The following is a 26,150-nucleotide window of genomic DNA, read 5'->3' as shown; positions in this document are numbered from 1 at the left end:
GTTAAGATTTAATTTTTATATCGAATGTTTTAGGCCCCCCCATTTTATCTCCTTTATAGTAAACTTCAAATTCTAATCGAATAGAGGTTTCTTGATCCACTTTTGGAGCTTTAATGATACCATTAATATATTTTGTTTCCTTGGCCTTCATATCTATACCGTCCAAGCTAAAATCGAACGTGCCTCGAGGAGGTCTATAATTTGAGGGCTTTATGGTCCTGGTTTTGCATTTTACTTCCCAATCGTCCTTTGAAGCACTAATATCTCCATAGTTTTTCATGTCAAGCTTGAGTTTATAGGTTTTTCCAGAAACCATGGCATCTTCTAGGGTAATTCTTCCAATATTTAATTCAGGTAATAATTCTACAATTTCATACCGAATTTTTCTTGTCGCATCTTCAATTTGGGTAGGTTTACTGTTTTTCAGTATTTCGTAGGAGACTTCCACCACCCCAGAAGCATCTGGGGTATTTATTTCTGGAAACTTTAGGGTTACCACTTTTCCTGGACTCATTTCACTGCCATTAAATTTTACGGTGTGTTCAAAAATATTATCATCTACTGAAGAGGGTTTCCTAGTGACAGTCGCCTTTAAAGAATAATCTCCTTTTTCCCATTTAATTTTTCCAGAATTTTTAATTGTAAAACTTATAGGATAAGATTTCTCTGGGTAGATTTTGGTGGTCACATTCTCCTTTATAGTAGTTTTGGGTTTCTCATTCGTGGTTGGTGCCTTTTCGTTTTGAGCAAATTGTTTGGGATCTGGAGTTACTTCTACAATTTCGTATTTGATGGTCTTATCGGCTCCTTCTATTTCAGTAGATTTACCTCCCAATAAAATTTCGTATTTCACCTCGACCGTACCCGCCATTTCTGGTGTTTTGATATCTGGGAATTTTACGGATACCGATTTTCCTGGCGCCATCTCGACCGCATTAATTTTAACTGTAGTTTCGAAAGGTTTTTTGTCAATATAGGAAGAGGATCTTTTGGTTACCGTTGATTTAAGAGAATAATTACCTTTATCCCAATTTACTTTTCCGGAATTTTTTATGGTAAAGCTTACTGGATACGTTTCATTGGGATAGATTTTTTTTGTCACTTTTTCTTGAATATCGGCTTTTTGATCTTCCAATAGGACAGAAGGGTTTAAATTTAATTCTCCGTTATCCACCTTAAAGGGCTTTCCATCCAAATGTAATGTTACCTTTACATGATAGGTTCCCCCAGTTGAAGGTGCTTCAAAATAATCTTCAAAACGGTGAAACTTTGAGTTGCCAGGTTCTAAATTTGAAAGATCAATTTCTTCCTCAAATTCGAAAGCCGTAATATCATCTATACTGGCATCTGATGGGGACGTAACCATTTTTCCTATTAATTCATATTTCCCTTCAGGCCATTGGGCTTTTCCAGAATTTCGAACGGTGGCATTTAGGGGTGCATATCGTACCTCTGGTTGGATTGGGTTAGGATAGGTAAACTTAATGGTAGAATTATAGGACTCCTCTACGGTTGTTGTTACCTCTTCTTCATCTAGGGTTTTACTGCCATTTAAAAGGGCTACATTCATTTTGTAATCACCAGGTATAATGGGTGCTTCAACAGTCCATCTATAGGTATATTGATCTCCAGAAGATACATTTACAGTGAGATCTTTCTCAATAGTTAGGTCCTCTCCAGCTTCAGAATTGGGACCACTAATATAAGTGACCTTTAAGGTGCAAGTACTTCTATTTAGTTCACTTTCCCCAGTATTTTTAAAAGTAAGGTCTAATTGGTAATTTTCGGAGGGATTCATTTCATCTGGAAAATCCAAGGAAAGTATTTCTGCATCATATTGTGCTTGTAAAGAGAAGGATATACATATGAAAAATGATAAGAGGCAAGTTGTTTTCATATTTTTTATTTTTTAGTTACAACTAATGTAGCTACTATAAAACTCATGATTATCCCTTAAAACTGGTAGAAAGAAAAAATGTATGAATTCTGGTAGAGAGCTAAAAAAGAAATTGTACTGAAAAATTGGGGGTAAAACCTAAAGACCGTTCTTCAATTCGATTTATTTCTGAATTAAAAGCAGTATCATCTTCTAAAGCGAATCTTCGGTTGAGTATGCTTTCTTGGCTGGTTACATTGAGTAATGCCAAATTGAATTTAGCATCAACACTTTCAGAAATATCCCAATGGTATTCGGCAGAAAGATCTAATCTTAAATAGTCTGGCAAACGCTCTTCATTGGGATTATTATACGGAATGCTAAGTATGCCATCATCAAAAATAAGTGGTTCTTCACTGGGTAAAGTATACGGTTTTCCTGTACGCCAATTAAGTCCCGCTGCCAATTTTAAATTTTTTAATTGGTAAGTACTCGCCACGGTTACGGTATGCGTAATATCAATATTATTGGGAAATTGACTAGGCGATAAATTTTCAAAATCATAATCATTTTTGCTGTATCCATAGCTTGCCCATCCACTAAAGTTTCTCCACTTTTTGTTGAGAATTACTTCAATCCCCTTTACTGAATAGTTTCCAATTTCATTCGAAAACTGAAATTGATTTTGAAACCCCTGACTTTTACTTGTAATACCCTCTACATTTTTGTAATACCCTTCGGCATTAATAAACCAACCCTCATAATTATATAATAATCCAACAGAACCTTGTTTGCTTTTTTTAATAGGTACTTCATCATTATCTGCCAACACCCATCTTCTTTTTTCAACTCCCAGAAAATCACTTTGTAAGTCAATTCGTTGGGTCACGGTCTGACTTTTAAATTCTCCAGCCAATTCAAAGGCAAATCCATTTGAAATTTCTTGATATAAATTAAAACGGGGTTCTATTATAATTTCATCAAGTTTTTCAAAATAGTTGCCTCGTAAGCCCCCGTTAATCCTTGTTTTTTTATTAGAAGAAGCGTATTGTAGTTCTCCATAAGTAATGTGTGAGCGGAGCACGTTTTTTTCGTAATCTCGAAAACGTGGCAAATTAACATCTTGTGTATTGGCAACTCCTATTTCCGAAAAATGATATCCAGAGTTAAGTTGTATTCTATCTGACAATTTTAAGCGAGTGTCAAGCTTGGCTGAAAGCTCTAAAACTTCATTTTCTTGATTAATTTCCTGAGTGGTTAAAATATCCTGTTTTTTTGAAAATAAGAGATAGTGGGAAACATTCGTGGATGCTTCGGTGATAAAAGAATTATTCCATTTTCGTTCCCAAGAAAGGCCTATGGCTTCACTTTTTTGTTTTAAAGTACTAGTTTCTTCATCTGTAAAAAGCCGTTCTGTGTATTCAAAATGGTTTTCAAGAGCTAGGAAATTAAGTCGGATTTTATCCTTTTCGGTTGGGTCCCAAAGGATTTTTCCTCCTACATCAAAAAAATGAAAAAACTCATTGGTTTGTAGATTGGAAACCAACTCTGGGTTATTCAAATTTGTAATTAATGTTTCCTGAAATATTCTGTCTGAAAAACTATTATACGCAGGGGTTTCAAAAATTTCATTAATAGAAGATCTTCCAGAAATTTGAAACCCTAGTGTATTGGAGATAGGAATTTCTAAAAAAGCATTGGCGTTAATAAGGTTGGTTCCAATGCCTCCATTAAATTTTCTAGCAATGTTATTATTGGAAGTCATATCAATTACTCCCGAAACACTTTCCCCAAAGGTAGCAGGGGTTCCGTTTTTATAAACCGATACTTCTTTAGTAAGGCTTGGATTAAAAGCAGAAATAAGGCCAAAAAAGTGCCCTGTTTGGTACATTCTTATTCCCTCCCATAGAATTAAATTTTCATCGTTGGCACCCCCGCGAATATTAATGGTAGAAATAGTCTCATTGCTGCTTTCTATCCCTGGGAGAGCCTGCACCATTTGCAATACATCATTTTCGGTTTGGCCTGGAAGTAGTCCGAAGTTTTGAGTGCGCAAACTAGTAGAGCCATTTACGTTTCGGCTAATACCACGAACCAAAACATTGCTTATAAGTACTTCATTTAATCTTGAAATGGATGGAAATAGTACAATTTCCGGACAATTGGGAGAAATAGAGGAGCTGTAGGGATTTAATGTTTCGAACCCAATATAGCTTATGGAAATAGATTCAGAAATATAACTGTTTGGAATATAAAACACGCCTTGGCTGTTTGAAACCGTGGTGTATTTATTAACTCCTACTAAAACGGAAGCATTTTCTAAGGGTAGGCCTGTACTTCCATCAATAATTTTTCCACAATAATTAGAAGTAACCACTTCTCTTTTGGTTATTGAATAATACCTATCATTAATTTTATTAAACTGAAACGGAGTTTTTGAGTTGAGATGCTCAATACTTTCTGCTAATGAAGAAGTAGAGTTAGGAGAAACTACTTGTATTCCAGTAATTTCAGCTTCCACATAAGAAAATCGTACCTCGTGCTTTTGTTCTAAATCCGTTATGATTTCCAATAATGGAAGCATTTCTTGAGCCACCATAATGGTTTGGAAAAAGAATAAAAAGAGGCAAAGGAAAGTTGATTGTTGTTTAGTTACTGTTCTTTGCATAAAGCGTCACTTCGTTATTTGCGATAGTAAAATCTAGCTGTAATGGATCGCAAATGGAGCGTAATGCTACTGTTAAATTGGTATGTGTAAAGCTTCCTGTAAATCTTTTATTTAAATTTAATTCTGTATGTATAGTAACGGGATATTGTCTTTTTAATTCTGCTAAAACATCGGTAACCAAAACGTTTTCAAAAGAACTCTCTTTATTAACCCAAGTTGGGGCATTAAGCGCTAAAGTTTCATTGTTTATTATTTTATTGCTTTCAATTGTAATATAATTTCCTGCTGGAATTTTTACAATCGTATCACTAAAGGCAACACTTACAAGTCCTTCATAACAGGTAATATTAAATTGATTTTTCCTTGAAAAAACATTAAACTGAGTTCCTAAAACTGTTACGGTGCCTTGAGGTGTCTCAACACTAAAAGTGGATCCTTTCTTTACCTTAAAATAAGCCTCCCCTTCCAAGGATAATTTTCGTTCTTTGTCCCATCCTTTTTTATTATAAACTAGCTGCGACATAGCGTTTAGGGTTACTTCAGATTCGTCTGGCAACAAGAAATTTTCTTTTTGCGCAATGTCTGTAGTAATGGAAGTATCTCTATTTTCTAAGAATAGATAACTTGTTACAATCAATGCCAACACGGCCGCGATTCTTAAAATATATTTTGAAGAAAATAACGATCTTACTTTCCCCTCTTTTATATCATTTTTGGATTTGATAGCAGTAAAAGTTTCTTCCGCTTTAAAAGCTGGAGTTTCAAAACCTTTGGTGGCTTCAGCAATTTTTACATAAGAAGTATATTCTGAATCATTTTTTAATAATTCAATTTCTTCTATAGTGGCTTCGCCATTAAGGTATTTGTGTAATATGTAGTTTTTGTCCATATCCTTCATTTCCAATATCAATACTGAAACAGTTGTCGATTATTTTACCCTACCTCAATATTTTAAAATTCATCAATTTCTTTTCTAAGTGAAGCTAGTGCTTGGCTCATTCTTTTTTCTACTGCTTTCACCGAAATTTCTAAAATCTCGGCAATCTCGGCATATTTTTTTCCTTCAATTCTGTTTAAAAGAAACGCAGTTCGCTGTGCTTCGGTTAAGTTGGCAATAGCATTTTGTAATTTTTCTTCAAATTGTTTTTCCTCCATCAAATACTCTGGAGATTGTTTGTTCACTTTGTTGGGCTGAAGCTGCGCATGTTTTAACACCACTTTTTTATGAGCTACTTCATTTAAAAACATGTTATTGGCTACAGTATATAAAAAGGATTTTGCTTTTTCTTCTGGAACTTTCTCACAGTTTTGCCATAGTTTTATAAATGCTTCCTGAACTAAATCGTTTGCTTGGGCTTCGTCCCCACATTTAAAAAAAATAAAATGGAATATAGGTTTGCCCCAATTATAGTAAATTTGATTGTATACTTTCTCCGAACAAACGTTATCTGCCATATGAAGTTAGAATGGTATTCATCAAATTTATAAAAAAAGTTAGTGATGGGTAGGGTAAAGTTTATTTTATCTGTTTTACCAATAAACAAACAAAAATTTCTATGAAAAAATTAATTAACCTACAGATTTTACTTCTTTTAGGATTCATACTAATCTTAGGCTCCTGCCAAAAAGAAGATAAAGAATTTATCGACGAAACCAATAACGAAGAAACCTTTACTGCAAATTCAACCATTACCAATTTATTACGAAGTGCCTCTCAAAATAATGGTACCATGGATAATATTATTGATGGGAGTGATTGTTTTTCGGTAGTATTTCCCATTGAAGTATTTGCCAATGGTCAAAATCTAACATTAGAATCAATAAATGATTTGAGATTGGTTCAAGAAATATTTGATCAATTTCCAAGTGATACAGATGTTTTAAATATAGTGTTCCCAATACAATTGGTTGCTGAGGATTTCACTATTATAGACGTAGCTAATGAAAATGATTTTGCTTCACTCATTTCAAACTGTACAAACAGTATTATAGATACCTATGCGTGTGTAGATTTTGTATACCCTATTAATTGTTTTATTTATAATGACAATAATGAACAAACAGGAAGTATCACATTAAATAATGCACACGAATGGCTAGACTATCTCCTTTATTTACAAGAAGGAGTATACATTGCAATAGATTATCCTATGTCGGTTATTGTTAATGGTCAAACGATGAGTGTAAATTCAAATCAAGAATTAATTGATGCTATTTCTCAAGCAGATTGTAGTAATGATGGAGGTGGAAATACAGATCCAACAGATTTTGAAAATTATTTAACCACTGGAGCATGGTATGTAACTTACTTCTTTGATGACTACGATGAAACCAGTGACTTTGCTGATTATGAATTTAGTTTTGCAGTAGATGGTTCTGCCCAAGCAACCAATACAAGTGGAAGCACACCAGGAACTTGGGATTTTTACGTAGATAGTGGTGTTGATAAAGTAGATTTATTCTTTGGTACTGCAAGCCCACTTGACGAAATAGACGAAGACTGGGAAGTTCTTGAAGCAACTAACGATATTATCCGTTTAAAACACATAAGTGGAGGAGACGGAAGTATAGATTTCCTAACCTACGAAAGAACACCTTATAGTGGAGGTGGTGGAAATACGAATGATTTTATAGATAATCTAGTAAACGGTTCTTGGTACGTAAACTTACTCGATGATGATGGAAATGATGAAACATGCGATTATGTAGACTATGAATTTGTTTACAGCATCAACGGTTCGGTAACTGCAACAAGTCCATCAAATACTAAAAATGGTTTCTGGACGGTAACAGACAGTGGTAGCGGACTAGATTTGGTATTAAACTTTGACATTGATGGTCAAGACGATCCGTTTGAAGATTTAAACGACGATTGGGATGTAACGGGTTATGATACTCAATTAATCCAACTTATGGATGTGAGTGGTGGAAATGGTGGTACAGACTACCTTAACTTCGGAAGAAACCCTCACACAGGTTGCGGTGGTGGAGGTCAAGGTCTTATAGACACCCTTTTAAATGGTCCTTGGTATGTTGCTACCTATCTCGATGATGGTGTTGATGAAACTTACGATTACTACGGGTATAACCTAACTTTCAATAGCGGTGGAACTGTGGTTGCTGATAATGGCACAAATACCTTTAATGGAACTTGGAGTGTAACAGGCACTTCAACCTTAGATTTAAATTTAGATTTTGGCACTCAAATTCCATTCGATGAATTTAATGATGACTGGGATGTGCTTTCCTATACCGAAACTACGATTAACCTGGAAGACGTGAGTGGCGGTAATGGTGGAACCGATACCCTAATACTTCAAAAATTATAAACCTAAAATAAATTGATTGTAAATAATATGAAAACGAATTTTTTAAAATTAGCCCTTGTATTCTCTATGGTTCTTACTTTCACAAGCTGTAGTGAGGATGATAGCTCAAATGCCTCTTCTACTCCCAACGAAACGAGTGCAGATCAGACCACACAAGTTGCAGAAAGTGGAACATGGAGAATCACAAGTTTTATAGACTCTGGACAGGATGAAACAAATGATTTTACTGGCTATTCGTTTAGCTTTAAAGCAGATGGTGTATTGTTAGCCATTAAAGGGAATGAGACTATTACGGGTGCTTGGTCTGTTTCAGACGATAGTAGTAATTCGTCTAGTGATGATGACGGAAACTCAACAGACGATGATGATTTCAACATTTTCTTTGCTGTTTCTGAAGACAGCAAATTTGAAGACTTAAATGATGATTGGGATTTTATCTCAGTATCTAGCTCCAAAATTGAATTAATTGACATAAGTGGTGGTAACGGCGGTACCGATTATCTCACTTTTGAAAAGAACTAAACCGCTCCTTTTTTTGTCTCTATTATGGCCCAAACTATTGTTTGGGCTATATTTTTTTAGATATAAAATCAAATTTAAATCGTGATGGATAATAAAGATGATTTTGCTCACCATTCATTAAGATAGAATTCCCTACTTTGCGTTTATCTATAAATAATTGATTAAATAGAATTCTAATATAAATATAGATTGGATTCATATTTATATAATTAAATCAGAATGATCACATCGAAAAATCGTTCCCATTGGGTAAAATTTGGGGTTATTATCCTTGGTGTCCTCTTTTTTATTTTCTTTTTGGATACCAAATTCAAAGAAAATGAAAAGATAGCAAGGGCAGAGCGTTTAGAATCTGTTCATAATCACATGTTAAATCAATTTTCTTTTTCTATAGATAATTTTGCAGGACTCGTTTCAGGGATGAATTCATTTGTAAATTTATCAAAAGAGTTGCCTTCTGCTGAAGAGTTTCAGGAATTTGTTCGGATTCAATTTAGAGATATAAATCGTCAAGATTCAATAGTCGTTTCGTTTATAGATACTGCTCATGTTTTTAAATTTAGTTTTACTCCCAATCAAATGGATCCTGCTAACTTGATTGGAAAAAAAGTAGCTTCAATTAGAGATGATAAAGAAATTAAAAACTTGAATAGGCTATTAACCAAAGATGGTCTGCATCTTTTTCCTGCCATAAATTTAGTTGAAGGATGGCCAGGACTTCCTCTTAACTTTAGGGTTTATAGGGATGGAAAAGTTTTAGGGTATGTAGCTCCTATTATTGACTTTAAATCAATTATTCAGCCAATATATGATGATATTGAGTACGATGAATTTGTATTTCTATTTAAAAATGAGGATGGACAAGATTTTGATAGACAACAAGTTTATGATGGTACAAAAGTATATAATACCTCAAAAGATACTGAGTATTATAAAAACTTCCATATCAACTCAAATAATTTTTTAATATCAAAAAAAACCTATTTTGGATATAGTTTAACACTAGGGACTGCTTATAAAGATGATTTTAAACCAGATAATAAATTTTACATCATCCTCTGGACTAGTTATTTCGCCTTTGTCATTTTAGGTTTAGTAATTACGTTACAGGTAGATCGTTATAAAAGACTTAATGACAAATTGGCTTTTACCAACAATTTACTGGAAGAGCGTCAAATTAAAATAAACCAACAAAACAAAGAACTAATTCAACTCAATAAAACAAAGGATAAATTCTTCTCTATTATTGGTCACGATATAAAGCAACCCTTGAATGCTATTGAAGGTCTGTTGCATTTGCTCGAAGATTCTGAAATACAAGATCCAGATTTAAAAGAAATATTGGTTAACCTAAATCAGGCTACTGGAAATACAGTGGATTTACTTAACAATTTATTACGATGGGCACTGTCACAAACAGGAGAAATTAACTTTAATCCTACAAATCTAAATTTAACTCAATTAATAAATGAATCCCTTAGAATATTAAAATTTCAAGCAGATTTAAAGCAAATAATCATAAAGGATTCTTTAGTTGAAAATATAATATTTTACTGTGATGGCGATATGATACAAACTGTGGTTAGAAACTTAGTTTCAAATGCTATAAAATATTCTAATGAAGGAGGTATTGTAGAGGTAATATTATTAAAGGAGAAAACTGAGTTGGTTTTAAAGATCAAAGATTATGGAGTGGGAATGTCTCAAAAACAAGTCGATTCCCTTTTTAAACTCGATAATTTAACAAGTACGTTGGGAACAAAAGGTGAGATGGGTACTGGATTGGGACTGCAACTAGCAAAAGATTTTGTTAAAAAACATCAAGGAATTATTATTGTTGAAAGTAGCATAGGGAATGGCACAACATTTATAGTTAAGTTTCCACTTCTTTAACTGAATTAAAATTTTTGATTATATAATTAATTAAATAATAGTGGTTTACAAAAAGGTGTCACCTTATTTGAAAGACTTTTATTAGGACCATCTTTCATTGTGAGTAACTTTGTCACTCACACTTCAATTTGTATCTTTGGCATTCTTAAAATGCAAGTAGTATTATGTTCGATAATTTAAGTGATAAACTAGATAAAGCACTTCATGTCTTAAAGGGACATGGAAGTATTACAGAAGTAAATGTTGCCGAAACTTTAAAAGAAGTTCGACGCGCGTTACTAGATGCCGATGTGAACTTTAAAATAGCCAAAGACTTTACCAATACTGTTAAAGAAAAGGCATTAGGGCAAAACGTACTTACCACTTTACAACCTGGCCAATTAATGGTGAAATTGGTAAAGGATGAACTAACCCAATTGATGGGAGGAGAAACCGCGGGTATGAATCTTAGTGGCAACCCAAGTGTTATTTTAATGTCTGGTTTACAGGGGAGTGGTAAAACGACATTTTCAGGGAAATTGGCAAATTACCTGAAGACTAAAAAAACCAAAAAACCATTATTGGTAGCTTGTGATGTCTATCGTCCTGCGGCAATTAATCAGTTGCACGTGGTGGGAGACCAAGTAGGTGTTGAGGTGTATAGCGAAGAGGGAAATATGAATCCCGTGGAGATTGCTCAAAACGCCATTGCTCATGCTAAGAAAAATGGACACAATGTGGTAATTGTGGATACGGCAGGTCGTCTTGCGGTGGATGAAGAAATGATGACCGAAATTGCCAATGTTCATAAAGCCATTAATCCCCAAGAAACATTGTTTGTCGTGGATGCCATGACTGGACAAGATGCAGTAAACACAGCAAAAGCTTTTAATGATAGGCTTAATTTTGAAGGTGTTATTCTTACAAAACTTGATGGTGATACACGCGGTGGAGCGGCTATATCAATTAAAAGTGTTGTTGATAAACCAATCAAGTTTATTGGAACGGGAGAGAAGATGGATGCAATTGATGTGTTCCACCCCTCACGTATGGCAGATCGTATTCTAGGGATGGGGGACGTAGTTTCCCTTGTTGAAAGAGCGCAAGAACAGTTTGATGAAGAGGAGGCTAGAAAACTGCAGAAAAAAATTGCAAAAAACCAATTCGGATTTGATGATTTTCTGAAACAGATTCAGCAAGTTAAGAAAATGGGTAGCATGAAGGATTTGGTTGGAATGATACCAGGCGCAGGAAAGGCTTTGAAAAATGTTGATATTGATGACGATGCATTTAAAGGAATTGAAGCGATTATTCATTCGATGACTCCTGCGGAAAGGAGTACCCCAGGCATTATAAACGGAAGTAGAAAGAAACGTATTGCCAAAGGCAGTGGAACCGAAGTTCAGCAAGTAAATCAATTATTGAAGCAGTTCGACCAAATGAGCAAAATGATGAAGATGATGCAAGGAGGGGGCGGCCGAAAAATGATGCAGGCAATGAATAAGATGCGTTAATATTTTAATTAAAATCCCTACTCTAGGATATGACATTATTAGACGGAAGAAAAGTAAGCAACGAAATTAAAGACGAAATTGCTGCAGAAGTAGCCAAGATGAAGGCAAAAGGAGAGAAAGTTCCTCATTTAGCAGCGGTTTTAGTAGGTGATGATGGTGCTAGTTTAACCTATGTGGGGAGTAAAGTAAAAGCATGTGAGCGCATTGGGTTTGAAAGTACGTTGGTAAAAATGCCCAATACTACAAGTGAGTTAGAATTACTTAAAAAAATTGAAGAGCTAAACAACAATGATGACATTGATGGGTTTATCATTCAATTACCATTGCCTCCACAAATCGATGAGCAAAAGGTATTAATGGCTGTGGATCCAAGTAAGGATGTAGATGGTTTCCATCCAGAAAACTTTGGCAAAATGGCACTCGATATGAGCACTTTTATTCCTGCAACCCCCTTCGGAATATTAGAACTATTAGAGCGATATAAAGTAGACACCAAAGGGAAGCATACTGTCGTTATTGGACGTAGCCATATTGTGGGGCGTCCCATGAGTATTTTAATGAGCCGAAAAGGATGGCCAGGGAATAGTACTGTGACACTTACACACAGTAGTACCAAAAATATTTCACAAATTACTACCCAAGCAGATATTATTATTTCGGCATTAGGCGTACCCGATTTCCTAAAAGCTGAAATGGTCAAGGACGATGTGGTGATTATTGATGTAGGAATCACTCGTGTAGAGGATAAAAACCATCCTAAGGGTTATGTAATAAAAGGCGATGTTGATTTTGAAAATGTAAGTAAAAAAGCTTCATTTATAACACCTGTTCCTGGGGGCGTAGGACCCATGACCATTGCCATGTTATTAAAAAATACCTTATTGGCTAGAGAGCAAAGAAAAAGCCTTTAAGAGTGTTCTTTTTCAGGATATTCCTTTCTGTAAATACTAAGTAGTACTAGAAATAAACTGATTAGTAAAGGGCCAAAAATGAGCCCGATAAATCCAAAAAGGGGTACCCCTACAATTACTCCCACTAGAGTTATTAAAGGATGTACGTTGTCTAGTTTTTTTAACACATAAAGCCTTATAATATTATCTGTGGAGCCTACAACTACCAATCCATAGATAAGAATTCCCCAAGCCGTAAATGTATTTCCGGTAGATAATTCAAGAATAAATACGGGTAAAATTCCTAATAAAGTTCCTACAAAAGGAATCATCGAGCCTATAGTGACTATAACAAACCAAAAGAAAGGATCTTGAACACCAAAAATTAAGAAACCAATTAAAGCGACAATTCCTTGTGCTACAGCAACTAGGGGTATTCCTAAAGCATTAGATCGCACCATAGCTTTTACTTGATTTCCGATCACTTTTAAATTAGTTTTATTCACAGGGATGTAGCTTCCCACAGAATCCTTTGCCAAAGAACGATCGGTAAATAAATAGAATAAAATAAAGTACATTAGTCCAATAGCAATAAATACATCAAAAGTGCTTCCAGCTATATTTTGTAAATTTTTGGAAAGCCAATTAGAGATAGCTCCTACATCTATTTGAGAAGCCAAATCGAAACCTAACCTACTTTCCCAAACGCCAATTTGTTCTTTAAAGGCACTCGCAACTCTTTCAGAATTTTTAACAGCGTGACCAATTTTATTTCCCAGTAATAATAAAACTCCAGAAACTGGAAGTAAAATAGTAATGAACGAAAGAATACAAAGTGTGGCAGCGGCAAGATTTCTATTCCATCCTCTTCGTACTAGTTTCACCATCCATCCCCGCATTAGCACATAAATAGTGATGGCTCCCAAAACACCAGAAAGATAGGGGAGTAATTCCCAAAAAATAAGTCCGCCAATAATAATAATAATGAGTAAAATAAATATTTGACGGATGATAGGCTGTGGAATGTTCTTCATGAATTTAAAATTGTAGTTTAAAATTACATGTTTTCAATCAACCTTCAATGCTTTTAAGAAAAGATTCAAATTAAAATCTTTTACTACCTTTCCTTTTTAATTTTTGAAAAAACGTGACCGAGTCTGTATTTTTTAGAGATAATAATGCCTTCACCATGTTTGGCTTTCAGCATATTATTGCCATTCTTTTTTTTGCATTGTTTGGATATACGTTTATTGTTTGGGCAAAGAAATTATCTAAAAAAAGACAGCGCCAATTAGGAGTTGGATTCTCTATATTTCTTTGTGCAAGTTTGGTTATTTGGACTATTTCTAGGATATACATTCAGGGATTTGACGCTACCGAACATCTTCCGTTACATCTCTGTAATATCATTTCTTTATTGCTGCCCATCTTTGCAGTAACTCGTAAAAAGTGGATGTATGAAGTATTGCTTTTTTGGATTTTGGCAGGCACCTCTCAAGCTATTATTACACCTGATTTAGCCCATGGGTTTCCACATTACGATTATCTCAAATATTTTGTAGTGCATTGTGGCTTGGTTGTTTTTATTCTTTACGCCACTATTATTTACAAAATGCGCCCCACTGTAAAAAGCATATTTAAGTCCTTTTTAGCATTGCAAGTGTACTTTGTTGCCATGCTATTGGTGAATAAAATCTTAGGCTCTAATTATTTCTTTATTTCAGAAAAGCCACCCCACGGATCATTGTTAGACTATTTAGGGGATTGGCCGTATTATATTTTGGTGGCAGAATTAATCTTGTTTCCGTATTTCTTCCTAATTTATTTGCCTTTTCATTTCACTAGAAAAAAAGCTATTTCGCAAAAAGCTGATCCAAATTCCTGAAGGCTTTAAACTCCAAAGCATTACCCGAGGGGTCTTTAAAAAACATAGTGGCTTGCTCACCTACTTCACCTTTAAATCGAATATAAGGTTCGATAATAAATTGAATGCCTTTCTTTTTTAAATCTTCAGCAAATGTTTCAAAAGTTTGCATATCCAAAACCACCCCAAAATGCGGAATGGGGACCTCTTTTCCGTCTACTGGGTTTGAAACAGATTCATTTTTTTCTTCCTTTAAATGAATGACCAATTGATGTCCAAAAAAATCGAAATCGACCCAATGGTCGCTGCTTCGTCCTTCTTTACATCCTAAAACGTCTCTGTAAAAGGTTCGATTTATTTCAATGTTATTTACGGGAATGGCTAGATGAAAAGGTCGTAGATTTTGTGACATTGTTAGGCGAGTTTTAAATAGTTTATACTTACGGTAGCAAGTTCGTTATTTGGAAATTTTGAAAAATGTTTTGGGTCACTTTTTAAGTTTAATTCATCAATTACCTTAAGAAAAACATCTAATTCTAAAATATACTGATCGCTAAAACCATGGGTAGCATCATAAGCTGTGCAAGCCGTTTTTCCAATATTTTTCGAAGCTATGGAAGGGTCTATGGTGTGTAATTCTATCATTAAAAGACCAAACTTTTTAATGTAGGGTAACCAATTTTCGAGATGTTCCTTTAAATTTTGTTCTACGATTGCATTGGGTAATCTATCACCGCAAGAGGCAAAAGCTCCCCTAGAATCGCTCTTTCTATTGGTTTCGATATTATTGGGGAATTTCCAAGGGCGGTTATGGTCGAGAAAGGTTCGCACGTTGAGCAAATCACTCAATTCAATATCATAACTTTCCTGAATATCATTCTCCAATTGGGAGGGATTGGCAATATCACCCCAAATGACCTTGGCCCAAATATCGGCTTTCACCAGATTGGCTCGGGTAACTTTTAATGCGGCACGATTATAATCTACCCCTACTAAAAAGAGGGGATATTCTTCGAGCATGGTTCCTCGTTTGGTTCGTTGTTCTATCACTTCAAAAAGATGGATAAGAAATGCGCCATTACCACATCCCATATCCAGAATCCCCTTAGGTTGTTCTTCGATGGGTTTGTTGAAAAGTGCGATTACTATTTCGTCAATCTTTTTAAAATAAGCAGAATGGGCTCCTCCACTTCCCCAAACATTCATCTCTCTATCCACGTGCATTTCGGTAGCATTTGGGTCGTTGCTCTTAAAAATGGTAGCATTTCCAAATAACAATTCATCTACCCTTCTAAAAGTAGGTAAATAGGAAACTGTTACCCCATAAGCCGAGGATCTACGGGCAAAAAACAAGCCTTTATCGGTAAATCGATAGTGCTCATTTTTCTTATTAAACCAACCTAAAAAAGTAAAGAAATCTAATATTTTGCTAAAACTCACGGGGTCTTCATGAAACTCATCGGCACTAAAGGAGGCTTCCATAAAATATTTATGAAACATTCCGTCCATCCCCAAATATACAGTAATGGGTCCCACCAAAACACCTTCAATATGTTTCTGGATTTGCAATTCAATTTCACGATCTTGCTCGTTTTTGGATATTGGATTAAAGTCTCCTTGCTTGTATTTCGTAAAAATTCTGTTGAGTGATGTAAACTGTTCCAAGTCGAAATTACGTGGGTGAAAACCTTCCGAAATCTTTAAATACTGAACCACTTCGCGATACCTTTCAGAAAATTGAAATGCCTTCTCACTTTTATCGTTTATTGAGATGGTAACTTGGTTTGTTTGAGCATCTACTTTATAATTTACCCAGCCTTGCGAACCCAACATTCGTAAGGCAACATTTAGGTATCCTTCATTGGCTTCAAATTTTTCTGAAATCTCTGAAATTGAAAAAGACGTTTTTGTTAGCAAATAATCAAGTACTCCTTTTTCTTTTAGTGAATATATTACGGGCGCACAAACAATTCCGTCCAAATGCCGAAACAGATCACTACGAAGAAGACTTTTATCTAAAGGTGATAGCATATAAATTGTTTAACACTATAAATATAGGTTTTCTATTTTTTCTTCCGTTTTAGTGTTGAAAAATGAATTTTATGATAAGGCTCTAAATATTATTCCAAATATCAAGGTACATTTTCCAATCACCATCCAATTTTTTCCAGACAATTACATACTTTCCTTTAAAGGGGGATTCCCCTTTTTGAGAAACAGAACTGCCCTCATAATAGCCAAAATCATAGGCAAAATCACCAATAATTTTAATTTCTAAAGGCGTTACTTTATGATATTTAATGGAAACACCTTCAGGGAGTGTCCATCTTTTTTTAATAGCATCTCTCCCAGAAATGATATCTGTGTTGTTGGGAAATATTTTTCCATCTTCTGTATAAAATTGAGATAACTTTTCAATATTTCCATCCATATATGCCTTAGAAAAAGCAGCTACGTTTTTTAAGATTATTTCCTTATCCCAATTAGAATCTCTTTTTACACATTCGATTTTCCAAGTGGGAAATACAAATTTTTCAGTAGTATCTACCCATTCTCCAATCCAGTGAAACCCTTTTTCAGAAATATTACTAAAGGTAAGTCTATAGGAGCCATCCATGCCATTTGGGGCTTTCTGTTCCCGATATAACACAATACTATCACCCCGTTTTCCTCCTTCCCAGGTTGGGAGGGACGTACTAGGAGTAGTATTAGAATACCAATGCACATACCATTTGCTACTATCGGCAATAAACTGTCTTATGCTTCCAGAATGGCTACCGTCTTCTTTTAATGTTTCGTCTTGGATGCCCGTACCATTCATAATATATTTAAAAGTCCAAGTCATTTTTTGAGAGTCTCCCCAAGACTGGTCTACGTTTCGGGTGGTCGAAATACAATCGCATGTTCCAATTAATGGATCAAAATCGAGTATTTCTTTGGGTGCATCTGGATTTGGAAGTCCGTAGGGATTGAGAGCAGAAGGTTCATATTTTGAAGATAATTGTCCAAAACAAAAAAGGGGTACTAGTAAAAACGTAAATAAAAATTTCATCTTTTAATGTACTTATGAGTAAGATACTGCATTTAAGGAAATAAAAAAACCTTCAATAATTGAAGGTTTTTATTTGTAGATGAAAAATCAATGTTATTCCTTTTCAGTATCCCAACCAATCATAAAATACTTAAAGGTAGCTGTATCAGGAATTTGTGAAGCCTCAATTCTTGCACTGTAATCGTACCTAATGTTTTCAGGAAGTTGTTTTTTATCTATGGTAAGATAAATATCACTGTTTTTTAAAAACACAACTACAGCATTTATTGCATTTTCAATTCCTGCTATTTCATAGTTAGCTTTTACATCGGCAAAGGTGCTAGCAGAATTTAATCCTTTTTCGGTTTTATACCTTGCATCAAATACCTGTATATTACTAATGATTGAGTTTGGGTCACTTTCGTCTTCTGGCGAAATTAAAAGTAATTTCTTTCCGCCTTTTTCATAAATTTCTACCTCGCCTTGGGTTCCCAAAGCATCTTTAATTGGATTCAATTTTACAATAGAATCGTTTGCAAAAATAGAGTCTATCTGTCTCATTTGGACATCTTGTGTCACTTTACCTACGATACCTTCTCCAATAGCAAATGGGTCTTCTCCTTTTCCACATTGGGTACATAATATTCCAGCAATGGCAACAATTAATAGGGTCTTTTTCATAGTTTTTGTGGGGTTATTTATTTTAACATTTTACTTAATATTCCCAGTACACTTCGTATTACTGTGGGGCTTGTGATTACTTTTTCGAGAGTGCTTTTGCCTCTTCTACGAGAAGTAGTTCTTCTTGTTGTGGTTCGTTGGGCTTCCTCTTTTTCTTTTTCTGCTTTTTCTTTTGCTTCTTTGAGATTTGCTATTTCAATTTTTTTATTTAGCATTTCATAAGCACTATCACGGTCTATTTCTTCGTTATATTCTTTTATTAATTTTGAAGCTTCTAATAGGTCTTTCAATTCGTCATCTTCCAAAATATCCATTCTACTCATAGGCGCCCGTAGCATAGTAGCCGCCAAAGGGGTAGGAATTCCTTTTTCATTTAAAGCAGAAACTAATGCTTCTCCAATTCCTAGGGAAGTTAAAACTTCATCGGTTTTGTAATAATCGGATAAAGGATAATTTTCTGCCGTAAGTTTAATGGCTTTTCTATCTTTAGCTGTAAACGCACGTAGTGCATGCTGAATTTTTAAACCTAATTGGCTCAGTACCGCATCAGGTACGTCAGTTGGATTTTGAGTAACAAAATAAAGTCCAACTCCTTTAGATCGAATTAATTTTACAATACTTTCAATTTGGTCAAGTAATGCATCACTCGCTTCTTTAAAAATAAGATGAGCCTCATCAATAAAAATAACAAGTTCGGGTCTGCCACTGTCTCCTTGCTCTGGGAAGGTGGCATAAATTTCGGCTAACAAACACAACATAAAGGTTGAGAATAACTTTGGCCTATCTTGGATATCAGTTAACCGAACAATGTTTATATAGCCTCTTCCGTTTTTATCAATCCTAAGTAAATCGTCCGTGTCAAAAGATTTTTCACCAAAGAAAAGATCACCGCCTTGCTGTTCTAATTCTACAATTTTACGAAGAATGGCTCCCGATGTAGCTGGGGATATTCTTCCGTAGGCTTTTTCAATTTCATCCTTTCCTTCGTCTGAGGCATATTGAAGAATTTTCTTTAAATCTTTAAGGTCTAAAAGGGGTAGTTTATTGTCGTCACAATACTTAAACAGAATGGACATGACTCCCGATTGGGCTTCAGACAGGTCTAATATTCTTGAAATTAGGACAGGGCCAAACTCACTTACCGTGGCTCTTAAACGCACTCCGTTTTGTTCAGAGAGCGTTAAAATTTCCACAGGAAATCCTTTGGCTTCAAAGGGAAGGCCAATTTGGGCATGACGCTCATCAATTTTTGGGTGTCCTGGGCTTGGTTGGGCAATACCACTTAAGTCACCTTTCATATCCATTAATAAGACAGGAATTCCTTTGTCGGATAGATTTTCAGCCAAGACTTGCAGGGTTTTTGTTTTTCCTGTTCCAGTGGCGCCAGCGATAAGTCCGTGTCGGTTTAAGGTTTTTAAAGGAACTTTTACGTAAGCATTGGTTAGGGTTTCTCCATCCAGCATTGCTGCTCCCAATGTAATCGAATCTCCTTTAGTGGTATAACCTTCGGTAATGTGGTTAAAAAAAGCTTGTTTGTCTGCCATCTTCAAAATTTTAGGTAAAAATAGCAATTGTATGGTAGCTACTAAAAATATTCAGTATTTTAATTGAAACTTTAATATATAATCATGAAATTCATTCGAGTAATTTTAGGTATTGGTATTTTTTCTTTTCTCTTTAGCTGTTCGGAATCTAAAAATGAAATAAAAAGCAGCAAGGATACAAATTCATTTGAGGTTCCTATTTTTCATAAATCTCATGAGCCCAAGAAGCAGGATGTTCCATTTAGTGATGCTGTTCAAATAGGAAATACATTTTATCTGTCTGGACAGATTGGCATGAATCATGACACTCGTGAATTAGTCACAGGTGGGTTTGAAGCCGAAACACTACAAACAATAGAAAACATAAAGGATGTTTTATCGGTTCATGAGTTGCGCTTAACTGATGTCGTTAAAGTAACCGTAATACTCGAAAATATGGAAGATTTCCTGGTGTTTAATAAAATATATGAAACCTATTTTCCTCAAAAACCAGCCAGAACTACGTTTGCTGCAAAGGCACTGGCAAAAGGAGCAAAGATTGAGATAGAGGTTGTTGCTGTAAAATAGGATCCTTCAGAATAAAATCGCGGGTAAAAATTCGAATAACAGGTAGTTGCTAAGAGCAAATTACTGTAAATTTGCCCTCATGGAAGCACAAGTACAAGATTTGGTTGAAAAAGGAATCATGCTACCCTTAATGGAAGAGTTTTACACCATCCAAGGTGAGGGCTATCATAAAGGTGCTGCAGCTTATTTCATTAGAGTAGGAGGGTGCGATGTGGGATGCCATTGGTGCGATGTAAAAGAAAGTTGGAATCCTGCCATTCATCCACCTACGGAAATCGAAAAAATTGCTGATAATGCTTCAAAATTTTCCAAAACAATTGTAGTGACGGGAGGGGAGCCCCTTACTTGGGATATGGGACCTCTTACAACTTTACTTAAAGAAAAAGGGTTAAACACACATATTGAAACTTCAGGGGCATATCCTTTGTCGGGAACTTGGGATTGGATTTGTCTTTCACCCAAGAAATTAAAACTTCCTACCAAAGAAATTTATCAAAAGGCAGATGAGCTCAAAGTAATTGTTTATAATAAAGATGATTTCCGTTTTGCTGAAGCGCAAGCAACAAAAGTAAATTCAAGATGTAAACTTTACTTGCAACCCGAATGGAGCAAAAGAGAAAAGATGATTCCAGAAATAGTAGATTATGTAATGCAAAATCCTAAGTGGGTGGTGTCATTACAAACCCATAAGTATTTAAATATTCCATAAAAAAACCCGAAGCATTTGCTTCGGGTTTTTTTAATTTATTTTGCGAATCTATCTTTAAAGGGGACTATAACTCGAACGTTATCCCATCCTAAATGCATGTCAACTCCGCCTTTGCTGCCTTCAAAAGCAATAGAGAAGGCTTCAAGCGAATCCTTTTTAACTGTTACTGGTACTTTAATTCTTGCTACATCGTTCTTTTCGTTGTAAAAATAAGATCCCCATACGTTTATATCTTTATTAATAATGATAGTCCAAGCCTTTTCTCCTGGAATGGTGTAAAGTGTATAGGTTCCTGCTTTAATAGGAGTTTCTCCAAGGAACATGTCCTTGTAGAATGTAATTTCTGATGCTTCATTGGCGCCAGTTCTCCAAACCTTTCCATTAGGAGCAAGTTCACTTAATGATCTTCCTTTTAATTGAGGTCTACTATAAACCACTTTAACTTCTTTTAAAGAAATTTTGTAGTCGCTTGGATACGAAGCCGCATCCATAGGGCTTACATCGAGATTGCTAAATTTTTGAGCCATAGACTCAGTTGTAAAAGACATTGCTATAAAAAGCAATAGTGCAGTAATAATAGAATATTTTTTCATGGTTTTAAATTTTGATTAAAATTATATTTTTTAGAATTGAAAAACTCTAAAATTGTGTGAAAGTTTTTAAAATCATTAAAACTAAAATCGTGTTTTACAGACCTTTGACTTTCTAACCAAATAAAGGTTTTTTTGAAGATTGAAAAGGCTTAATTTTTTCCACAACATTTGTTAATAACTTACCTACTTTAAAATAGCGAAAACCATTGATTTTATTAGTGATATGGTTATATTTGTTTGTTGTGAAAAATATGTAGTAAACAACCTAATTTTATATGAGCGAAGAACAAAAAAAAGGTAGTTACGGAGCCGATAGTATTCAGGCGTTAGAAGGAATGGAGCATGTGCGCATGCGCCCCTCCATGTATATTGGAGATGTAGGTGTTCGTGGACTCCATCATTTGGTTTATGAGGTAGTGGATAACTCTATTGATGAAGCCATGGGTGGACATTGTGATACAATTGGTGTAATTATCAATGAAGATAACTCTATTTCGGTAAAAGATAATGGTCGTGGTATTCCCGTGGATATGCACAAAAAAGAAGGTGTTTCAGCACTAGAAGTAGTTATGACCAAAATTGGAGCTGGAGGAAAGTTTGATAAGGATTCTTATAAAGTTTCAGGAGGATTACACGGGGTAGGTGTTTCGGTAGTAAATGCTCTTTCAGAACATTTAAAAGCCACTGTTTATCGTGACGGGAAAATTTGGGAGCAAGAGTATGAGCGAGGTAAAACCATGTATCCAGTAAAAGCGGTAGGTGAAACTACTGAGCGTGGAACTGTAGTTACATTTAAACCTGATGGAAAGATTTTCCAGCAGTCCTTAGAGTATAATTACGATACTCTTGCAAGTAGAATGCGTGAACTTTCTTTTTTAAATAAAGGGATTACAATTACACTTACCGATAGACGCGAAACAGATGAAAAGGGAGAATTTATCTCTGAAACTTTTCATAGTGATGAAGGTTTAAAGGAATTCATCCGTTTCTTAGATGGAAATCGCGAGCCTTTAATTGCTGAAGTTATTTCCATGGAAGGTGAAAAGAACGATATTCCAGTAGAAGTGGCCATGGTGTACAACACTTCCTATAATGAAAACTTACATAGTTACGTAAACAATATTAATACCCACGAAGGTGGTACCCATTTAAGTGGTTTTCGTGCTGGATTAACACGTACTTTAAAGAAATATGCCGATGCTTCAGGAATGCTCGATAAACTCAAGTTTGAAATTTCTGGAGATGATTTCCGTGAAGGATTAACTGCTATTATTTCGGTAAAAGTTGCTGAACCTCAATTTGAGGGACAAACCAAAACTAAACTTGGAAACCGAGAAGTTACTTCAGCTGTAAGTCAGGCTGTTTCTGAGATGCTTGAAAACTATTTGGAAGAAAACCCAAATGATGCGCGAACTATTGTTCAAAAAGTAATTTTAGCCGCAACGGCTCGTCATGCAGCTCGTAAAGCCCGGGAAATGGTGCAGCGTAAAACGGTAATGGGTGGTGCAGGCTTGCCAGGAAAGCTTTCCGATTGCTCTGAACAAGATCCTTCAAAGTGTGAAGTATTCCTAGTGGAGGGAGATTCTGCAGGGGGAACAGCAAAACAGGGTCGAGATCGTAACTTCCAAGCTATTTTACCGCTTCGAGGAAAGATTTTGAATGTAGAAAAAGCCATGCAGCACAAGGTTTTTGAAAATGAAGAAATTCGAAATATATACACAGCACTTGGGGTTACTATTGGAACAGAAGATGATAGCAAGGCGCTGAATCTTGAAAAACTTCGCTATCATAAAGTAGTGATTATGTGTGATGCCGATGTAGATGGTAGTCACATTTCTACGTTAATTTTAACGTTTTTCTTCCGTTATATGAGAGAATTAGTGGAGGCAGGGTATGTTTATATTGCTACTCCACCATTGTATTTGGTGAAAAAAGGGCAGAAAAAAGAATATGCTTGGAGTGACAAAGAACGAGATGCTCTTAATGAACAATTTGGAGGAAGTGCTAGTATCCAACGCTACAAAGGTTTAGGAGAAATGAATGCTGAACAACTTTGGGATACAACTATGAATCCAGATTTTAGAACATTACGCCAAGTAACAATTGATAATGGTACAGAGGCCGATAGAATTTTCTCTATGCTAATGGGTGATGAAGTGCCACCTCGAAGAGAATTTATAGAAAAGAATGCAGTTTATGCAAATATTGATGCGTAGCTACTTTTTTAAAAAGCAATGTTTTAAAAATACCCCTTAATGGGGTATTTTTTTTGTTTTGAAGTTGCTATCTTTATTCAATAACTAACCAAAACTTCGAAGTATGAAAATTATTAAAGTAGCATTTTGTGTATTGTTATTTCAGAATATTTCTTTTTCACAAGAACTCGAAAGTATCCTTTTAGCGGCAGATGACGCAGAAAGTTTAACTCAAGCCTATATAAATCCAGCATTAAAGGGTATTGTTTACAGTATGAATGATGGTTGGTATACCACTGGAAAAACCCATGAACTTTTTGGGTTCGATATTACCATAGGCGCAAATTTGGCTTTGGTACCAGACGATAATAAAGAATTTCTTTTTCGATCTTCAGACTATAATTTTGTGACATCACAAGCAGGAAGTCAGCAAAATGTCTCAACCGTATTGGGGGATGATACCAATAGTACTGTTTTTGATGTGAGAATACCAGTAGGTGATGGCACTGTGAAGGTAGCCGAATTTGAAATGCCCGGAGGTATTGGTGAAGACTTTCCGTTGAAAGGGGTGCCTGCACCTATAGTACAAGTTGGATTTGGATTGCCTAAGAGTACCGATTTTAAACTTCGTTTTGTGCCAAATCTTGGGATTGATGATAAAGTAAAGAACTTTGTTATTGGGTTGGGATTGCAACACAATATTTCACAATACATTCCTACAATGGACGAATCTCCTTTTAGCTTAAGTGCCCTAGTGGCGTATGGACATACAAAAGTAACCTATGCAATTGACGATGAAGATGCCCTAGATGATGTGACGGTTGTAAATGGAGAAGCCGTGTTTAAATTGAATACTTTATCGTTACAAGCTATTGCGTCTGTAGATTTAAAGATTGTTGATTTTTTTGGTTCTATAGGTTTTGGGAGAGGTGGCAGTAAACTGGCTTTAAATGGAGATTACACACTCACCTATCAATTAGAAGACAGTGATGGAAATAATATTGGAACGGTTCAAGAAACCATTTCAAACCCCTTAAATTTTAAAGCCGATGTAAATAGTGTTAGACTAGGCTTGGGAACACGAATTAATTTAAGTGTCTTTAAAATATTTGCTTCTTATACGCTTCAGGAGTATAACAATATTTCAGCGGGGATTGCAATAAGTGTTCGTTAACGTCATGTAACTGAGTAGTTTATTTTATTTGAAAACCATTTTTGTTCTGGTTTTTAGTAGGATGACTGTCTAGAAATTGATACTTTTGCAGCGTCTGAAAATTCAGATTTTAAAAGAAATATTCAACTTAAAATTAAAGAGATAATGAAAGTTACTGTTGTAGGAGCAGGTGCTGTGGGTGCAAGTTGCGCCGAGTACATTGCTATTAAAGATTTTGCAAGCGAAGTAGTATTGTTAGACATTAAAGAAGGCTATGCCGAAGGAAAGGCAATGGACCTTATGCAAACGGCTCCTTTAAATGGATTTGATACCAAAATTACGGGTTCAACCAATGATTATTCAAAAACAGCAGGAAGTCAAATTTGTGTTATTACCTCAGGAATTCCTAGAAAGCCTGGTATGACTCGTGAAGAATTAATTGGAATTAACGCTGGCATTGTAAAAACAGTAGCAACAAGTTTGGTAAAGCATTCTCCAGATACCATTTTGATTGTGGTGAGTAATCCTATGGATACCATGACTTATTTGGCTCATAAAGTAACTGGATTGCCAAAAAATAGAATTATAGGAATGGGAGGGGCTTTAGACAGCGCACGTTTTAAATATCGTTTAGCTGAAGCTTTAGGAGCTCCTTTAAGTGATGTGGACGGAATGGTAATTGGTGGCCATAGTGATACAGGAATGATTCCATTAACACGCTTAGCTACTAGAAATAGTGTACCAGTATCAAAATTTATTTCAGAAGAAAGATTACAACAAGTAATGGAAGATACCAAAGTAGGAGGTGCAACCCTTACGAAGTTACTCGGAACTTCAGCCTGGTATGCTCCAGGAGCAGCCGTTTCAGCCTTAGTGCAGGCCATTGCTTGTGATCAAAAGAAAATGTTCCCTTGTTCTACAATGCTCAATGGTGAATATGGAATGAAAGACATTTGTATTGGTGTTCCTGTAATTTTAGGGAAAAACGGTATTGAAAGTCTTGTTGAGTTAGAATTGAATGATACCGAAAAAGCACATATGAAAGAAAGTGCTGAAGGTGTAAGTAAAACAAACGCATTGCTTGAAGTATAATTAAACCGTACTTGTAATAAATAAAAAAGCTGGCATTTGCCAGCTTTTTT

22 protein-coding genes are annotated in these 26,150 nt (G+C 35.3%); 11 read left to right on the top strand and 11 right to left on the bottom strand.

The annotated features are described in order from the left end of the window. Position 1: 1 nt before the first annotated feature. The 4 genes from KXJ69_RS11285 to KXJ69_RS11270 all read right to left on the bottom strand — a co-directional run bounded on the left by KXJ69_RS11285 (position 2) and on the right by KXJ69_RS11270 (position 5,999). On the bottom strand, positions 2–1,897 hold the full coding sequence (locus KXJ69_RS11285) for a COG1361 family protein (protein ID WP_219053223.1): 1,896 nt from the start codon (positions 1,895–1,897) through the stop codon (positions 2–4). A gap of 100 nt (positions 1,898–1,997) precedes the next feature. Continuing rightward, entirely contained in the window at positions 1,998–4,544 is a 2,547-nt protein-coding gene (locus KXJ69_RS11280) for a TonB-dependent receptor plug domain-containing protein (protein ID WP_219053222.1), read from the bottom strand. Then, on the bottom strand, positions 4,525–5,433 hold the full coding sequence (locus tag KXJ69_RS11275) for a FecR family protein (RefSeq protein ID WP_219053221.1): 909 nt from the start codon (positions 5,431–5,433) through the stop codon (positions 4,525–4,527). Before KXJ69_RS11275 ends, KXJ69_RS11280 begins: the two co-directional genes overlap by 20 nt. Before the next feature lie 62 nt (positions 5,434–5,495). Next, positions 5,496–5,999, bottom strand: coding sequence for an RNA polymerase sigma factor (locus KXJ69_RS11270; RefSeq protein WP_219053220.1), 504 nt, complete (start codon positions 5,997–5,999; stop codon positions 5,496–5,498). Between the two features lie 101 nt (positions 6,000–6,100). On the opposite strand from KXJ69_RS11270, the gene KXJ69_RS11265 reads away from it, so the two are divergent. From KXJ69_RS11265 to KXJ69_RS11245, 5 genes are all read left to right on the top strand, one after another. Continuing rightward, positions 6,101–7,873, top strand: coding sequence for a hypothetical protein (locus tag KXJ69_RS11265; RefSeq protein ID WP_219053219.1), 1,773 nt, complete (start codon positions 6,101–6,103; stop codon positions 7,871–7,873). Between the two features lie 27 nt (positions 7,874–7,900). Then, the gene (locus KXJ69_RS11260) at positions 7,901–8,395 is read left to right on the top strand and encodes a hypothetical protein (RefSeq protein ID WP_219053218.1); all 495 of its coding nucleotides are present in this window, start codon (positions 7,901–7,903) and stop codon (positions 8,393–8,395) included. 219 nt (positions 8,396–8,614) lie between these two features. After that, positions 8,615–10,288: a sensor histidine kinase gene (locus tag KXJ69_RS11255; RefSeq protein ID WP_219053217.1), complete on the top strand. Its 1,674-nt coding sequence runs from the start codon at positions 8,615–8,617 to the stop codon at positions 10,286–10,288. Between the two features lie 164 nt (positions 10,289–10,452). Next, the gene (gene ffh, locus KXJ69_RS11250; RefSeq protein WP_219053216.1) at positions 10,453–11,781 is read left to right on the top strand and encodes a signal recognition particle protein; all 1,329 of its coding nucleotides are present in this window, start codon (positions 10,453–10,455) and stop codon (positions 11,779–11,781) included. Between the two features lie 29 nt (positions 11,782–11,810). Beyond that, on the top strand, positions 11,811–12,692 hold the full coding sequence (locus KXJ69_RS11245) for a bifunctional 5,10-methylenetetrahydrofolate dehydrogenase/5,10-methenyltetrahydrofolate cyclohydrolase (protein WP_219053215.1): 882 nt from the start codon (positions 11,811–11,813) through the stop codon (positions 12,690–12,692). Here the strand turns inward: KXJ69_RS11245 and KXJ69_RS11240 are convergent. Next, positions 12,689–13,705 carry an AI-2E family transporter gene (locus KXJ69_RS11240; RefSeq protein ID WP_219053214.1) on the bottom strand — a complete coding sequence of 339 codons (1,017 nt, stop codon included), beginning with the start codon at positions 13,703–13,705 and terminating at the stop codon, positions 12,689–12,691. The genes KXJ69_RS11245 and KXJ69_RS11240 overlap by 4 nt on opposite strands. Before the next feature lie 113 nt (positions 13,706–13,818). Between KXJ69_RS11240 and KXJ69_RS11235 the strand changes: the two genes are divergently transcribed. Then, entirely contained in the window at positions 13,819–14,556 is a 738-nt protein-coding gene (locus KXJ69_RS11235) for a YwaF family protein (protein WP_308701043.1), read from the top strand. Here KXJ69_RS11235 and KXJ69_RS11230 read toward each other — a convergent pair. The 5 genes from KXJ69_RS11230 to KXJ69_RS11210 all read right to left on the bottom strand — a co-directional run bounded on the left by KXJ69_RS11230 (position 14,525) and on the right by KXJ69_RS11210 (position 19,791). Next, the gene (locus KXJ69_RS11230) at positions 14,525–14,947 is read right to left on the bottom strand and encodes a VOC family protein (RefSeq protein ID WP_219053213.1); all 423 of its coding nucleotides are present in this window, start codon (positions 14,945–14,947) and stop codon (positions 14,525–14,527) included. The two genes, KXJ69_RS11235 and KXJ69_RS11230, sit on opposite strands and share 32 nt — an antisense overlap. Before the next feature lie 2 nt (positions 14,948–14,949). Further along, positions 14,950–16,566, bottom strand: coding sequence for a class I SAM-dependent methyltransferase (locus KXJ69_RS11225; protein WP_219053212.1), 1,617 nt, complete (start codon positions 16,564–16,566; stop codon positions 14,950–14,952). Positions 16,567–16,648: 82 nt separating this feature from the next. Continuing rightward, positions 16,649–17,587 (bottom strand): YybH family protein, encoded by a 939-nt coding sequence (locus tag KXJ69_RS11220; protein WP_219053211.1) that lies wholly within the window; start codon positions 17,585–17,587, stop codon positions 16,649–16,651. A gap of 93 nt (positions 17,588–17,680) precedes the next feature. Next, on the bottom strand, positions 17,681–18,247 hold the full coding sequence (locus KXJ69_RS11215) for a hypothetical protein (protein WP_219053210.1): 567 nt from the start codon (positions 18,245–18,247) through the stop codon (positions 17,681–17,683). A 17-nt stretch (positions 18,248–18,264) separates the two neighbouring features. Further along, a complete protein-coding gene (locus tag KXJ69_RS11210; RefSeq protein WP_219053209.1) occupies positions 18,265–19,791 on the bottom strand; it encodes a helicase HerA-like domain-containing protein in 1,527 nt (508 codons plus the stop codon). A gap of 84 nt (positions 19,792–19,875) precedes the next feature. Here KXJ69_RS11210 and KXJ69_RS11205 point away from each other — a divergent pair, with 84 nt between their 5' ends. Both KXJ69_RS11205 and KXJ69_RS11200 read left to right on the top strand, forming a co-directional pair. Further along, positions 19,876–20,358 (top strand): Rid family detoxifying hydrolase, encoded by a 483-nt coding sequence (locus KXJ69_RS11205; protein WP_219053208.1) that lies wholly within the window; start codon positions 19,876–19,878, stop codon positions 20,356–20,358. Positions 20,359–20,437: 79 nt separating this feature from the next. After that, complete coding sequence (locus tag KXJ69_RS11200) at positions 20,438–21,067, top strand: 7-carboxy-7-deazaguanine synthase QueE (protein WP_219053207.1); 630 nt, start codon at positions 20,438–20,440, stop codon at positions 21,065–21,067. A 35-nt stretch (positions 21,068–21,102) separates the two neighbouring features. On the opposite strand, the gene KXJ69_RS11195 is transcribed toward KXJ69_RS11200, so the two are convergent. Then, complete coding sequence (locus tag KXJ69_RS11195) at positions 21,103–21,660, bottom strand: DUF2911 domain-containing protein (RefSeq protein ID WP_219053206.1); 558 nt, start codon at positions 21,658–21,660, stop codon at positions 21,103–21,105. A gap of 275 nt (positions 21,661–21,935) precedes the next feature. On the opposite strand from KXJ69_RS11195, the gene gyrB reads away from it, so the two are divergent. The 3 genes from gyrB (at position 21,936) to mdh (ending at position 26,100) form a co-directional block, all read left to right on the top strand. Further along, positions 21,936–23,876 (top strand): DNA topoisomerase (ATP-hydrolyzing) subunit B, encoded by a 1,941-nt coding sequence (gene gyrB, locus KXJ69_RS11190; RefSeq protein ID WP_219053205.1) that lies wholly within the window; start codon positions 21,936–21,938, stop codon positions 23,874–23,876. A gap of 103 nt (positions 23,877–23,979) precedes the next feature. Then, positions 23,980–25,029, top strand: coding sequence for a DUF6588 family protein (locus tag KXJ69_RS11185; protein WP_219053204.1), 1,050 nt, complete (start codon positions 23,980–23,982; stop codon positions 25,027–25,029). 144 nt (positions 25,030–25,173) lie between these two features. Next, the gene (gene mdh, locus KXJ69_RS11180; protein ID WP_219053203.1) at positions 25,174–26,100 is read left to right on the top strand and encodes a malate dehydrogenase; all 927 of its coding nucleotides are present in this window, start codon (positions 25,174–25,176) and stop codon (positions 26,098–26,100) included. Positions 26,101–26,150: the final 50 nt, after the last annotated feature.

Source organism: Halomarinibacterium sedimenti (genome assembly GCF_019312585.1).
Lineage (GTDB): Bacteria > Bacteroidota > Bacteroidia > Flavobacteriales > Flavobacteriaceae > Halomarinibacterium > Halomarinibacterium sedimenti.
The sequence above is the reverse complement of the archived record's forward strand: the minus strand, read 5'-3'. Positions and strand labels throughout refer to the sequence as shown.

What these genes read in the sequence shown, in the direction of transcription:
- KXJ69_RS11260 (WP_219053218.1), top strand. Translation starts at nt 7,901, where the DNA reads ATGAAAACGAATTTTTTAAAATTAGCCCTTGTATTCTCTATGGTTCTT.
- KXJ69_RS11240 (WP_219053214.1), bottom strand. Translation starts at nt 13,705, where the DNA reads ATGAAGAACATTCCACAGCCTATCATCCGTCAAATATTTATTTTACTC.
- KXJ69_RS11270 (WP_219053220.1), bottom strand. Translation starts at nt 5,999, where the DNA reads ATGGCAGATAACGTTTGTTCGGAGAAAGTATACAATCAAATTTACTAT.
- KXJ69_RS11225 (WP_219053212.1), bottom strand. Translation starts at nt 16,566, where the DNA reads ATGCTATCACCTTTAGATAAAAGTCTTCTTCGTAGTGATCTGTTTCGG.
- KXJ69_RS11230 (WP_219053213.1), bottom strand. Translation starts at nt 14,947, where the DNA reads ATGTCACAAAATCTACGACCTTTTCATCTAGCCATTCCCGTAAATAAC.
- KXJ69_RS11255 (WP_219053217.1), top strand. Translation starts at nt 8,615, where the DNA reads ATGATCACATCGAAAAATCGTTCCCATTGGGTAAAATTTGGGGTTATT.
- KXJ69_RS11220 (WP_219053211.1), bottom strand. Translation starts at nt 17,587, where the DNA reads ATGAAATTTTTATTTACGTTTTTACTAGTACCCCTTTTTTGTTTTGGA.
- KXJ69_RS11245 (WP_219053215.1), top strand. Translation starts at nt 11,811, where the DNA reads ATGACATTATTAGACGGAAGAAAAGTAAGCAACGAAATTAAAGACGAA.
- KXJ69_RS11200 (WP_219053207.1), top strand. Translation starts at nt 20,438, where the DNA reads ATGGAAGCACAAGTACAAGATTTGGTTGAAAAAGGAATCATGCTACCC.
- KXJ69_RS11285 (WP_219053223.1), bottom strand. Translation starts at nt 1,897, where the DNA reads ATGAAAACAACTTGCCTCTTATCATTTTTCATATGTATATCCTTCTCT.
- KXJ69_RS11275 (WP_219053221.1), bottom strand. Translation starts at nt 5,433, where the DNA reads ATGGACAAAAACTACATATTACACAAATACCTTAATGGCGAAGCCACT.
- KXJ69_RS11210 (WP_219053209.1), bottom strand. Translation starts at nt 19,791, where the DNA reads ATGGCAGACAAACAAGCTTTTTTTAACCACATTACCGAAGGTTATACC.
- gyrB (WP_219053205.1), top strand. Translation starts at nt 21,936, where the DNA reads ATGAGCGAAGAACAAAAAAAAGGTAGTTACGGAGCCGATAGTATTCAG.
- KXJ69_RS11195 (WP_219053206.1), bottom strand. Translation starts at nt 21,660, where the DNA reads ATGAAAAAATATTCTATTATTACTGCACTATTGCTTTTTATAGCAATG.
- KXJ69_RS11205 (WP_219053208.1), top strand. Translation starts at nt 19,876, where the DNA reads ATGAAATTCATTCGAGTAATTTTAGGTATTGGTATTTTTTCTTTTCTC.
- mdh (WP_219053203.1), top strand. Translation starts at nt 25,174, where the DNA reads ATGAAAGTTACTGTTGTAGGAGCAGGTGCTGTGGGTGCAAGTTGCGCC.
- KXJ69_RS11265 (WP_219053219.1), top strand. Translation starts at nt 6,101, where the DNA reads ATGAAAAAATTAATTAACCTACAGATTTTACTTCTTTTAGGATTCATA.
- KXJ69_RS11215 (WP_219053210.1), bottom strand. Translation starts at nt 18,247, where the DNA reads ATGAAAAAGACCCTATTAATTGTTGCCATTGCTGGAATATTATGTACC.
- KXJ69_RS11185 (WP_219053204.1), top strand. Translation starts at nt 23,980, where the DNA reads ATGAAAATTATTAAAGTAGCATTTTGTGTATTGTTATTTCAGAATATT.
- ffh (WP_219053216.1), top strand. Translation starts at nt 10,453, where the DNA reads ATGTTCGATAATTTAAGTGATAAACTAGATAAAGCACTTCATGTCTTA.
- KXJ69_RS11280 (WP_219053222.1), bottom strand. Translation starts at nt 4,544, where the DNA reads ATGCAAAGAACAGTAACTAAACAACAATCAACTTTCCTTTGCCTCTTT.